Origin of the sequence: Streptomyces sp. NBC_00012, from assembly GCF_045040875.1 — a bacterium.
Taxonomy (GTDB): domain Bacteria; phylum Actinomycetota; class Actinomycetes; order Streptomycetales; family Streptomycetaceae; genus Streptomyces.
The window spans coordinates 7,220,592-7,233,677 of sequence record NZ_CP108309.1; the positions used below are offsets into that span (position 1 = coordinate 7,220,592).

Consider the following 13,086-nt stretch of genomic DNA (forward strand, 5'->3'; position numbering starts at 1 on the left):
GCCCGGTCCATCCGCGCAATGTGAAAGGAGCCCTGGCCATGTCCCAGGACCGCGACGCACTCTTTCTGCAGCTGCTCCGCAGCCGCGGGCTCGACCGGCCCGGCGACGCGCCGATCGAAAAGTCCGCGAGGAGCGAGAGCCGGCTCTCCCTCGCGCAGGAACGGATGTGGTTCCTGGAGCAGCTGCACCCCGGCCAGCCCACCTACCATGTGCCGCTGGCCCTCCGCCTGAGCGGCGCCCTGGACACGGAGGTGCTGCGCGCCGCGCTGGGCGACGTCGTGGCGCGACACGCGGCGCTGCGGTCGGTGTTCCCCTCGGTGGCCGGGCGCCCGCGCCAAGTGATCCGCGACGAGGCCGAGTTGCCGTGGGCCGTTCGGGACGTGGCGGGGCTGAGCGAGGAGGACGTGCTCGCCCGGGCGGAGGAGGAGTCGCGCACCTCCTTCGACCTGGCGAAGGGGCCGCTGGTGCGAGCCTGCCTGCTGCGCTCGGGGGCGGACGACCACCTCCTGGTCCTGACCTTCCACCACATCGTCTTCGACGGCTGGTCGGTGGGCGTGTTCAACCGCGAGCTGTCGGAGTGCTTCACGGCCCGCACCGAGGGCCGGCCGCCGGCCCTCGCCGAACTCCCCATCCAGTTCGGTGACTTCGCCGAGTGGCACCGCGACTGGCTGGACGGCGACGTCCTCGGGGAGCTGCTCGACCACTGGCGGCAGGCCCTGGACGGCGCGCCGCCCGTCCTCGAACTGCCCGCCGACCGCCCCCGCCCGGCCGTGGAGACCCATCGGGGCACCCATGAGCTGGTGGCCGTGCCCGCCGACCTCGTCAGCGGGCTCCGGGTGGTCTGCGCCCGCGAGGACGTGACCCTGTTCATGGTCCTGCTGGCCGCCTTCGACGTACTGCTCGCCCGCTACAGCGGCCAGGAGGACGTCGTCGTCGGCACCCCGATCGCCAACCGCAACCGCGCCGAGACCGAGCCGCTGATCGGCTTCTTCGTCAACACCCTCGTGCTGCGCACGGACATCAGCGGCGACCCCACCGTCAGCGAACTGCTGAGCCGGGTGCGCTCCAGCGCGATCAGCGCGTACGCCAACGAGAACCTGCCGTTCGCCCGGCTGGTGGAAGAGCTGCGCCCGGAGCGCGACCTCAGCCGCTCGCCGCTGGTCCAGGTCATGTTCGCCCTGGCCAACACCCCCGAGCACGAACCGGAGCTGCCCGGACTCACCGTCCGGCCGCTCTCCGTCGAGCCCGGCGTCGCCAAGTTCGACCTCTCCGCGTTCCTGCGGGAGGAGGGCGACGAGGTCGTCGGCGGCCTGGAATACGCCACCGACCTGTTCGACCGCGAGACGGTCCTGCGGTTCTGGGACCACTACCTGGTGCTGCTGCGGTCCATGGTCGACGCCGGGCCGGGCGAGCGGATCTCCTCCCTCGAGCTGATCCCCGCCCAGGAGCGGCGTCTGCTGGCCGAAGGGTGGAACGCCACCGAGCGCTCCTGGCCCGGTGCTCCGGAGACCCTGCACGGTCTGTTCGAGGCTCAGGCCGCCCGTACGCCGGACGCCACCGCCGTCGTCCACGGCGAGGCCCGCCTCACCTACCGGGAGCTCGACGCCGCCGCGGACCGGCTCGCCCACCGGCTGTCCGAGCGGGGCGTGGGCCCCGAGTCCGTCGTCGGCCTGTACTGCGACCGCGGCCCCGAGCTGATCACCGGCCTGCTGGCCGTCCTCAAGGCCGGTGCGGCCTACCTCCCGCTGGATCCCGCCCAGCCGCAGCCCCGCCTCGCACACATGCTGCACGACTCCGGCACCCGCCTCGTCCTCACCCAGGACCGGCTCGCCGCCCGGCTCCCCGAAGGAACAGCGACGCTCGGCGTCGACCGGACGGACGCGGGCCCGACGCCGGCGGGTCCCCCCGCCGCCACGGCGGGCGCCGGCTCCCTCGCGTACGTCATCTACACCTCCGGTTCCACCGGTGTGCCCAAGGGCGTCGCGATCGAGCACCGGGCCGTCGTCAACCTGATCCAGGGCCTCTGCGACGAGATCGGCCTCGGCCCCGGCGACCGGCTGCTCGCCGTCACCACCCCGGCCTTCGACATCGCCGCGCTCGAACTGCTCGGCCCGCTCGCCCGCGGGGCGACCGTCGTCCTCACCGACCGAGAGACCGTCTCGGACGGCCGCCTCCTCGGCCCCCTCATCACCGCCTGCGGTGCCACCGCCATGCAGGCGACCCCCTCGCTGTGGCGGATGCTCCTGGACAGCGGCTGGGCCGGCGACCGGAAGGTGCGGGTGCTGTGCGGCGGTGAGGCCCTACCGCCGGAACTGCTGGACCGGCTGCTGCCGCTCGTCGCCGGGGTCCACAACGTCTACGGGCCGACCGAGACCACGGTGTGGTCCCTGGCCACCGCCCTGGACCGGGCCTCCGGCGGCCAGGGCACCGTCCCGATCGGCAGGCCGGTCGCCAACACCCGGGTCTACGTCGTCGACCGGGCCATGGAGCTCGTTCCCCTGGGCGTGCCCGGCGAACTGTGCATCGGCGGCCGGGGCGTCGCCCGCGGCTACGTCAACCTGCCCGCCCTGACCGCCGAGCGCTTCGTGCCCGACCCGTACGGCGGCGACGGCGGCAGGCTCTACCGGACCGGCGACATCGTGCGGTACCGCGCGGACGGCCGCCTGGAGTTCCTCGGCCGCTCCGACCACCAGGTCAAACTGCGCGGCTTCCGGATCGAGCTCAACGAGATCCAGAACGTGCTGCTCCAGCACCCCGATGTCGACAGCGCCGTCGCGGTGCTGCGCGAGGACCGACCCGGCGACGCCCGGATCATCGGCTACTTCACGGCCCCCGAGCCCGAGCTCCGCACATCGGACCTGCGGCAGTGGCTGACCGAACGGCTGCCGGAGTACATGGTCCCCGCGCTGCTGGTCCAGCTCGAGCAACTGCCCCAGACCGCCAACGGCAAGATCGACCGGAACGCGCTGCCCGCGCCCGGCGACCACCGCTCCGGCTCCGACGACTCCTACGTCGCACCCCGCTCCGGCCAGGAGCAGCAGCTCGTCGACCTGTTCGCCGGCGTGCTGGACCTGCCCGCGGAGCGGATCGGCATCCACGACGACTTCTTCGCACTCGGCGGGCAGTCGCTGCTCGCCGTCGCGCTGATCTCCCGGGTCTGCTCCACGTTCGGGGTCGAGCTGCCGCTGAGCGCCCTGTTCACCGCGCGCACCGTCGCCGCGTTCCTGCCCGTCGTGCTGGCCGGCCGGCCCGTGGAGAGCGAGGGCTCCGACAGCCCCGAGGAGTTCGACTTCTTCGCCATTCCGCGGGCCCCGCGCGACGCGCCGCTGCCACTGGCCATCGCCCAGGAACGCCTGTGGTTCTTCGAGAAGCTGCGCCCCGGCACGGTTGCCTACAACGAGCCGTTGGTCCTGCGCCTCGGCGGCGCCCTCGACGCCGGGCTGCTGCGTGCCGCGGTGGAGGACGTCGTCGCCCGGCACGAGGCGCTGCGCTCCTCGTTCCCCTCGGTGGGAGGCAGGCCCCGCCAGTCGGTCGACGAGGCCTTCGTGCTGCCCTGGTTCGAGGAGGACATGCCGGGCGCGGACCGGGAGGCGCTGGTCGCCCGCGCCGAACAGGAGACCCGGGCCCCCTTCGACCTGGCCAAGGGGCCGCTGGTGCGGGCCTGCCTGCTCCGGGTCGCGCCGCAGGACCACGTCCTGGTCCTGACGATCCACCACGCCGTCTTCGACGGCTGGTCGCTCGGCGTCTTCCTGCGCGAGCTCGCCGAGTGCTTCGCGGCCCGCACCGAGGGCCGCAGCCCGAAGCTCCCCGACCTTCCGGTGCAGTACGGGGACTACGCCGTATGGCAGCGGGACTGGCTCGCCGACGGGGTGCTGGAGGACCTGGCCGACTACTGGCGCGAGGCCCTGGACGGTGCGCCGCCGGTCCTGGAACTGCCCACCGACCACCCCCGCCCCGCCGTCCAGTCGCACCGGGGCGTGCACGAGGCGACCGTGCTGTCCGCGGAGCTCACGGAGGGGCTGCGGGAGTTGTGCAAGCGGGAGGAGGTCACCATGTTCATGGTCCTGCTGACCGCCTTCAAGATCCTGCTCGCCCGCTACAGCGGCCAGGAGGACGTGGTCGTCGGCACCCCGGTCGCCAACCGCAACCGCGTCGAGATCGAGTCGCTGATCGGCTTCTTCGTCAACACCCTCGTGCTGCGCACCGACTTGAGCGGCGACCCCTCGGTCCTCGATGTCCTGGACCGGGTGCGTGACACGGCGATCGGCGCGTACGCCAACCAGGACATGCCGTACGCGGAACTCGTCAAGGAACTGCGACCGCCGCGCGACCCCAGCCGCTCCCCGCTCGTCCAGGTCATGTTCGCCCTCGCCAACACCCCTGACCACGAACCGGAGCTGAGCGGGCTCACCGTCGATCAGTTCGACGCCGAACAGGGCGTGGCCCGCTTCGACCTGTCCCTGCTCGTCAAGGAGCGGGACGACGTGATCGTCCTGGCGCTGGAGTACTGCACGGACCTCTTCGAACCGGCCACGGCCCGGCGTCTGCTGGCCGACTACGCCCAGATCATCACGGAGATGCTGCGGGCCCCGGACGCACCCCTCTCCCGGCTGAACGGAATATCGCGGTGACCGACGAACGCCCCGCCGCCGGCTGTCTGCACGAACTCTTCGAGCGCCAGGCCGATCGCACGCCCGACTCCGTCGCCGTCATCTGCGACGAGGAGAAGCTGACCTACCGGGAACTGGAGCAACGTGCCAACCGGCTGGCCCACCGGCTGCGCCGGCAGGGCATAGGCCGGGAGAACGTCGTCGGCCTGTGCCTGGAACGGTCGCTGGACCTGGTCGTCGCGATGCTCGGCATTCTCAAGGCCGGGGCCGCGTACCTGCCGGTCGATCCGCTGCTCACGCCGACCGACCGGACCGCCTTCGTGTTCGCGGACGCCGGGGCACGGCTCGTGGTGACCCGGCAGGGCCTCGCCGAGGGCCTCGGCGCACCGGCCGTGATCTGCATGGACCAGGACGAGCCGCTGCCGGACGCCGGATCCGCCGGCCGGTGCGCCGGCGACGCGCTGCCCGGTTCGCTCGCGTACCTGATCTACACCTCGGGGTCCACCGGCGTCCCGAAGGGGGTGATGGTGACCCACGAGGCGATCGTCAACCAAGTGGGCTGGATCACCACCGAGCTTCTGGCCGGTCACCCGGTCCGATTCCTGCAGGGCGTCTCCGCGGCGTTCGACGCGTCGATGATCGACCTGTACGCCCCACTGGCGAGCGGCGGCGCCGTGGTCATGGCACCGCCGGACCTGACCGCGGCCGGACTCGAGCTGCGGGACCTGCTGCTCGCCCATGGGGTCGAGGCGGTCAACCTCACCCCGCAGGTGGTCTCCACCCTGCTCGACACCGGGCAGTTCGACGGGACCGCGATGCGGTGGATCCTCACCGGCGGCGAGGTACTGCGCGACGAACTCGTCCTGCGGTGCCGCGAGGCGCTGCCCGGCATCGCGTTCCACAACGTGTACGGACCCACCGAGGCCACGGTCAACGCCACCTCGTACGCGGCCGACCGCCCGGGCGACGGCCCGTCCGTGCCCATCGGTGAGCCGATCACGAACGTACGGACCTACGTGGTCGACGAGGACATGCGCCGGGTGGCCCCTGGCGGTCACGGCGAGCTGCTGATCGGCGGCACCGGGCTCGCCCGGGGGTACGCGGGCCGCCCCGCCCTCACCGCCGAGCGCTTCGTGCCCGATCCGTTCAGCGGCGAGGCGGGCGCGCGCCTGTACCGGACCGGGGACCTGGTCCACCTGCGCGAGGACGGCGCCATCGAGTTCGAGGGCCGCCTGGACCGGCAGGTGAAGATCCGCGGCTACCGCATCGAGCTCGGCGAGATCGAGCACGCCCTCAGCCACCTGCCGCACATCGACGAGGCAGCGGTCGTCGCACACGGCGACGCGGGCGCGGCGCGGCTGACCGCCTATGTCACCACCGACGGCACACCGGCACGGGCCGAGGAGATCAGGACGGCGCTCGCCGGCCGGCTGCCTGCCTACATGATCCCCGCGACGGTGGTGACCCTGGACGCCATGCCGCGGCATCCGGGCATCGGCAAGATCGACCGTGACCGCCTGCCCGCCCCCGACGCCGCCCCGGGCAGGCCGGTGGGCCAGAACCGGCCCGGCTTCGCCGACCCGGCCCATGAGCGGCTTGCCGCGATGGTCGCCGAACTCCTGGACGTCCCGCACATCGGACCCGACGACGACTTCTTCGCCCTCGGCGGCGACTCGCTCCTGGCGATGCGGCTGGCCGCCCGCATCCGCGGCGAGTTCGGCGCCGAAACCACACCGCGCACGGTGCTGGAAACCCCCCGCATCGGGGACCTCGCGGCCCTCGTCCACTCCGCCGGCTCCGCCGCCACGCAACCCGTTCTGCCGCGCACCGGCACCGGGTCGGTGCCCCTGACGGCGAACCAGGAACGGCTGTGGTTCCTGGACCAGCTCCAGCCCGAAAGCCCCGCCTACCGCCTGCCCCTGACGATCCGGCTGCGCGGCACACTGGACCCGGAGGCCCTACGCACCGCCCTGTCGGAGATCGTCGCGCGGCACGAGGTCCTGCGGACCGTGTTCCCGGCGGCGGACGGCACCCCGCACCAGGTCGTCACCGACCCGGCTCCGGTGCCGCTGCCCGTCGAGGACGTACCGGACCTGGACGAGGCGGAGCTGAGCCGCCGGGTGGACGCGGCCGTGCTCGACCCCATCGACCTGGCCGAAGGACCGCTGCTGCGCGCCCGGTTGCTCCGGGCCGGCGCAGCCGAGCACGTACTGCTGCTCACCGTCCACCACATCGTCTTCGACAGCTGGTCGGTACGGATCCTGGTCCAGGAACTCGCGCACCTCTACGCGGGCGGCACGGCACTGCCCGCACTGCCCGTGCAATGCGCCGACCACGCCCTGTGGGAAGCGGACCGGCAGGGTTCCGCGCAGGTCGCCGCCCAGCTCGACTACTGGCGTGAGCGGCTCGCCGGAGTTCCGCCGCTGCTGGATCTCCCCACCGACCGGCCGCGTCCCGCCGAGCCCGGCTTCCACGGCCGTGACGAGGAGTTCGACCTGCCGCCCGGACTGGCCGACCGGCTGCGGGAGATCTGCCGGTCCGAAGGGCTGACCCTCTTCATGGTCCTGCTCGCCGGCTTCGAGATCCTGCTCGCCCGGTACTCCGGACAGAACGACCTGGTGGTCGGGACCCCGGTGGCGAACCGCTCGCGCAGCGAACTGGACCCCCTCATCGGCTTCTACGTCAACACCCTGGTGCTGCGCGCCGACCTGACCGGCGCCCCCACGGCCCGCTCCTTCCTCGCCCGGGTCAAGGAGAGCTGCCTGGGCGCGTACGACCACCAGGACGTCCCCTTCGACCGGCTGGTGGAGGAACTCCAGCCGGAGCGGGACCTCAGCCGCACCCCCCTGTTCCAGGTGATGTTCGACTTCGAGAACCTGCCCCCGTCCTCCGCGCAGGGCGCCGGCCTGACCCTCGACGTCCTCGACGTCCGTCCCCGCACAGCTCGTTTCGACCTCACCCTCGACATCAAGGAGGAGGGGGGCCGGGTCAGGGGCGCGCTCAACCACAGCACGGACCTGTTCGACGCCGCGACCGCACGCCGGATGGCCGGGCACTACATCCGCCTCCTCGAAGCGCTGGCCGACGACCTGGACACGCCGCTGCCGGAACTGGACATGCTCGGCACCGACGAACGCCAACGGCTCCTGGTGGAGTGGAACGCCGACGACCTCGACCTGGCCGAGGACAAGTGCGTGCACGAGCTGTTCGAGGAGCAGGCCGATCGCACACCGGAGGCGGTCGCCGTGGTCTGCGGAACGGACACGCTGACCTTCCGGGAGCTCGAGGAACGCGCCAACCGGGTGGCCGGCTGGCTGGTCGAGCGCGGAACCGGACCCGAGAGCGTCGTCGCGCTCTGCCTGGAGCGGTCGGTGGAGATGATCGTGGGCCTCCTCGCCGTGCTCAAGGCGGGCGGCGCCTATCTGCCGCTGGACCCGGCTCTGCCGACCGACCGGCTGAGCTTCATGCTCAAGGACGCGCAGGCCACCGCCGTCCTGACGCAGGCCCGGCACGAGGGCCGGTTCGCCGGCCACTGCCCCGAGCTGCGCCTGGACGCCGGCGAGAGTGTCGCGGCGTACCCGCCCACGCGCCCCGGCCGCCGTGCCACCCCCGACCAGCTGCTGTACGTGATCTACACCTCGGGTTCCACCGGTACCCCCAAGGGTGTCGCCATGGGCCACCGCGCCCAGGCCCGGATGTTCCGCGCCCTGGGCACGCTGCTGGGCCGGGACGCCGAACCGCCGCGCCGGGTGACGATGAACGCGCCCGTGTTCTTCGACGGTTCGGTGCAGCAGCTGGGCTGGATGTTCCGCGGCGCCACGCTGGTCATCGTCCCGGACGAGGTCCGTGAGGACCCGGACCGCTTCGTGGAACTGCTCGCCCGCGAGCACATCGACATCCTCGACTGCACACCGTCGCACGCCGAGCTGCTCGTCCTCGCCGACGGCCTCGGCCGGGTCCCGCACCCGATGCGGGTGATCGTCGCGGGCGAGGCGGTGTCGGAGAGCCTGTGGCGCAGCCTCGGCGCCGGCCCCTGGCGGGCGTTCAACGTGTACGGACCCACCGAGACGAACAATGTCACCGGCCGCCCCATCACCGGCGACGGACCGCCCACCATCGGCCGCCCGCTTCCGGGCTGCCCGGTGTACGTCGTCGACGAGGCGTTGCGGCCCGTCCCGGTCGGTGTCGCCGGGGAACTGCTCCTCGGCGGGCAGGCCCTCTCCCGCGGCTACCTGGCACGTCCGGAACAGACGGCCGAGAAGTTCGTTCCCGACACCCTCAGCGGTGCCGTCGGCGGACGGCTCTACCGCACCGGCGACCAGGTACGGATGCTGCCGGACGGGGAGCTGCTCTTCCTCGGCCGCGGCGACCACCAGGTCAAACTGCGGGGCTTCCGGGTGGAACTCGGCGAGGTCCAGGCCGCCCTGGCCCGCCGGCCGGGCGTGGCCGGCTGTGCGGTCGTCGTACGCGAGGACGTGCCCGGCGACAAACGCCTGGTGGGCTACTACACCCCGGCGGACCCCGCACCGTCCGAGGAGGGCCTGCTGCGCGAGCTGCACTCCTGGCTGCCCGACTACATGGTGCCGTCCGCGCTGGTCGCCCTGGACGCGCTGCCCCTGACCGTCAACGGCAAGGTCGACGTCCGGATGCTGCCGGCCCCCGCGGACACCGGGACCGGCGCCGCGCCGGGCGGCCCGCCGCCCGGCGACGCCCTGGAAGAGCTGCTCGTCACGCTCTGGACCGACGTACTCTCCCCGGCCCGCCCGGTCGGCACCGGGGACAGCTTCTTCGCTCTCGGCGGCCATTCGCTGCTCGCGGCCCGACTCCTGGTCCGGATCAACCGGTTGCTCGCGGTGACCCTGCCACTGCGGGCGCTGTACTCCGACCCCACCCCCAGGGGCGTGGCCACCGCGCTGGAGGCACTCGCGCCGCGCGGCTACCTGAAGGGGCGGGCAGCGGCGGCGCTGGAGATCCTGAGCATGTCGGACGAAGAGGTGCGGCTGCTGCTGGCAACCGAGTGACACGGCCCAATCCCATGGAAACCGCAGTGAATTCGAGAGGACGCCTGTCTTGTTCCGGACGATGCTGAAGTCGAAGATCCACAGAGCAACGGTCACCCAGTGCGACCTCAACTACGTCGGCTCGCTCACCATCGACGCCGACCTCATGGACGCCGCCGACCTGCTGCCCGGCGAACTCATCCACCTGGTGGACATCAACAACGGCAGCCGCCTGGAGACGTACGTCATCGAGGGCGAGCGCGGCAGCGGCGTCATCGGGGTCAATGGCGCGGCGGCCCGGCTCGTGCAGAAGGGCGACCTCGTCATCATCATCTCGTACGCCCAGGTCACGGACGAGGAAGCCCGCTCGATGAAGCCCGGCGTCGTCTTCGTGGACGCCGACAACCGGGTCGACTCCCTCGACCCGTCCCTGTCCGGGGTGCCGCAGGGCCACGGTCTGACGCCGGGCGACGCAGTGGAGAGTCGGTGATCCCACGGTCCTGGCGGTACGCCTGGAACAACAGTGGCGGCGCGCTCGTCCTCGGGGCCCGGGGCGCGGCCGAGGCGCTGGCCCGGCCCCGGCTCACCCGGTCGGTGCCCCAGGGCCAGGGCCCGGTGCTGGCGTACGCGGGCCTGGATCATGAGCTGACGTACGTACTGCCCTTCCTGGAGCAGCGGCGTGGAACCCCTTCGGTCCGCACCCGGACCACTACCTCCTGGGCGGAACTGGCCGGTGGCCGGGCCGCCGCGGACACGGACATCCTCGCCGTCGGCCACCGGCGGAGCAGGGTGCCCGACCCGCTGCCCCGGCACAGCCTGCTGCTGCCGTTCCGCATCACGCTGACCGTGCCCCTGGAGGCCGCCGACGACCCCGCTGCCGCCGTGCTCCGGCGGATCTCCCGCAAGGCCCGTCAGCAGCACGCCCGTGAGCTGCGCTCCCGGGTCCGCACCCTCGAAGTCTCGCGGAACGAAGCCGACTTCGACTCCTTCTACGACCACATGCACGTGCCGACCATGGGCCGCCGGCACGGGGACGCCGCCCGCTCGGAGGCCAAGGAGAGCGCCCGGGCGTGCATCTTCCGGCACGGCGCGATGTTCTTCCTGTGCGAGTCCGGCCGCCGGGTGGCCGGCATGCTGTGCCGGCTGGAGGGGCGCACCCTCGTCATCCGGCTCGCCGGGGTCGACGGCGGCGGCGAGGAGGCGTACCGCTCCGGCACCTACATGGCGCTGTTCATCCTGATCCTCCAGTGGGCCGCCGAGCAGGGCTTCACCCGGGTCGACCTGTCCGGCGGCGAGCCGTTCCTCAGCAAGGGCACCTTCCAGTTCAAGCGGAAGATGCATCCGCACATCTCGCTGCCGCCCAACCACTTCCACGACCGGCGGCTGCTGGTACGGGTCCTGCGTGACAGTCCGCAGGTGCGCGACTTCCTGGTCGCCAACCCCATGCTCACCCTCGACGACGACGGCGCCCTGTGGGCCGTCCACTTCCACGACGCCGACCGGCCGCCACGGCTCGACCTGCGCTGGCAGTGCCCCGGCGTCGACGGCCAGCGCCTCATCGATCTCGACGCCTTCCTCGCCGGGCTGCCGGCCCGGCAGAGCGATTACGTACTCAAACGCAGCGAAGGGGGTCTGTGATGTGCGGCATTACCGGCTGGATCGACTTCAACCGGAATCTCGGTCTTGAGCACACGACCGTGGAGGCCATGACCGGCTCGATGCACCGGCGGGGCCCCGACGACTCCGGAATCTGGCTCGGCCCCCATGTGGCACTGGGCCACCGCCGGCTCGCGGTCGTCGATCCGGCGGGCGGCGCGCAACCGATGGAGACGCAGCGCCGGGGCTCCGACGCGCCCGTCGTGCTGACCTACAGCGGCGAGCTCTACAACTTCCGTGAGCTGCGGACCGAACTGAAGGGCCGCAACCACCACTTCCGCACCTCCTCCGACACCGAGGTCGTGCTGCGCGCCTACCTGGAATGGGGGGCCGGCTTCGTGGACCGGCTCCAGGGCATCTACGCGTTCGCCATCTGGGACGCCTGGCGCGAAGAGCTGATCCTCGTCCGCGACCGGCTCGGTGTGAAGCCGCTCTATTACCACGCCTACCGGGGCGGGCTGCTCTTCGGCTCCGAGCCCAAGGCGATCCTCGCGAACCCGCTCTTCACCGCCCGCACCAGCGAGGCGAAGCTGCCCATCCTGTTCAACCCGCGCCTGGCGATGCCCTGGGAGACGCCGTTCACGGACATGCGGCAGGTCCAGCCGGGCCACCTCGTGCGCGTCGACCGCTCCGGGGCGCACGAGACCCCGTACTGGCGGCTGGTCAGCCGCGAGCACCGGGACGACTACCCCACCACCGTGCGCCGGGTGCGCGAGATCATGGAGGACGTCGTCGCCCACCAGATGGTGGCCGACGTGCCCCTGTGCTCCCTGCTCTCCGGCGGCCTGGACTCCAGCGCCATCACCGCGCTCGCCGCCCGCAACCAGCCGCACGCGCTGCGGTCGTACTCGGTCGACTTCGAGGGCGCCGAGGAGGACTTCCGCGCCACCGCCCTGCGCCCCGAACGGGACACCCCCTTCGCGCTGGCCGCCGCCCGCCACCTGGGCGTCGACCACACCATGGTGACGCTGGACCCCGCGATCCTCCCCGAGTACGTGCCCGCCACGCTGGCGGCACGCGACATGCCCAGCCTCGGTCAGTTCGACACCTCCATGTATCTGCTCTTCCAGGAGATCCGGAAGACCTCCACGGTCGCCCTGTCCGGCGAGGCGGGCGACGAGGTGTTCGGCGGCTACCCGTGGTTCTTCGACCGCGCGAGCGTCTTCGGCGACACCTTCCCCTGGCTCGGCAACGCGCCCAGGCTCACCGACTGCCTCGCCCCCGGCGTGCAGGCGCGGATCCGCCCGCAGGACGACGAACAGGACCGCTACCGCACCCTGCTGGCCCGGGTGCCGAGACTCCCGGGGGAGTCGGGCCTTCAGGCGCGGATGCGCGAGGTCCTCCACCTCAGCCTGCAGGGCCCGCTGCTCTACCTCCTGGACCGCAAGGACCGGATGAGCATGGCCGTCGGCCTGGAGGTGCGGGTCCCGTTCTGCGACCACACGCTCCTGGAATACGTGTGGAACGTCCCCTGGAAGATGAAGGTCTCCGACGGGCGCGAGAAGAGCCTGCTGCGGTCTGCCACCGAGGACCTGCTGCCGCAGTCGGTTCTGACGCGGCGCAAGAGCGGCTACCCGGCGACCTTCGCCCCGGCCCACGCCGAGGCACAGCGCGCCGCTCTCGACGCGCTCGTGGCGGACCGCGATTCGCCCCTGGCGGGAATGCTGGACGGTGCCAAGGTGCGCGAACTCGCCTACGGGGACACCAAGATGCTGACCATGGCCGACAATCTGCACTTCCTGCTGCCGCTCATCGAGGTCGACCGGTGGCTGCGTACGTACAACGTCTCATTCACCGACTGACCATCCATCTGGAGCCAC

At 72.1% G+C, this 13,086-nt stretch carries 5 protein-coding genes; all 5 read left to right on the top strand.

Translation table 11 applies throughout. From position 1 onward, the window contains the following. The first annotated feature begins 38 nt into the window (after positions 1–38). Genes OHA19_RS33040 through asnB form a run of 5 tightly spaced genes read left to right on the top strand, consistent with a single transcriptional unit; the run spans position 39 to position 13,068 of the window. On the top strand, positions 39–4,631 hold the full coding sequence (locus tag OHA19_RS33040) for an amino acid adenylation domain-containing protein (RefSeq protein ID WP_405752545.1): 4,593 nt from the start codon (positions 39–41) through the stop codon (positions 4,629–4,631). Then, on the top strand, positions 4,628–9,631 hold the full coding sequence (locus OHA19_RS33045) for an amino acid adenylation domain-containing protein (protein WP_405752547.1): 5,004 nt from the start codon (positions 4,628–4,630) through the stop codon (positions 9,629–9,631). Before OHA19_RS33040 ends, OHA19_RS33045 begins: the two co-directional genes overlap by 4 nt. A gap of 49 nt (positions 9,632–9,680) precedes the next feature. Then, positions 9,681–10,100 carry an aspartate 1-decarboxylase gene (gene panD / locus OHA19_RS33050; RefSeq protein WP_405710650.1) on the top strand — a complete coding sequence of 140 codons (420 nt, stop codon included), beginning with the start codon at positions 9,681–9,683 and terminating at the stop codon, positions 10,098–10,100. Beyond that, positions 10,097–11,248: a GNAT family N-acetyltransferase gene (locus tag OHA19_RS33055; RefSeq protein ID WP_405752550.1), complete on the top strand. Its 1,152-nt coding sequence runs from the start codon at positions 10,097–10,099 to the stop codon at positions 11,246–11,248. Before panD ends, OHA19_RS33055 begins: the two co-directional genes overlap by 4 nt. Further along, positions 11,248–13,068 carry an asparagine synthase (glutamine-hydrolyzing) gene (asnB, locus tag OHA19_RS33060; protein WP_405752553.1) on the top strand — a complete coding sequence of 607 codons (1,821 nt, stop codon included), beginning with the start codon at positions 11,248–11,250 and terminating at the stop codon, positions 13,066–13,068. The genes OHA19_RS33055 and asnB overlap by 1 nt, the downstream gene beginning before the upstream one ends. The last annotated feature ends 18 nt before the right edge of the window (positions 13,069–13,086 follow it).

Excerpts from the sequence above, each read along its gene's own strand:
- OHA19_RS33040 (WP_405752545.1), top strand. The coding sequence starts at position 39 with ATGTCCCAGGACCGCGACGCACTCTTTCTGCAGCTGCTCCGCAGCCGC.
- asnB (WP_405752553.1), top strand. The coding sequence starts at position 11,248 with ATGTGCGGCATTACCGGCTGGATCGACTTCAACCGGAATCTCGGTCTT.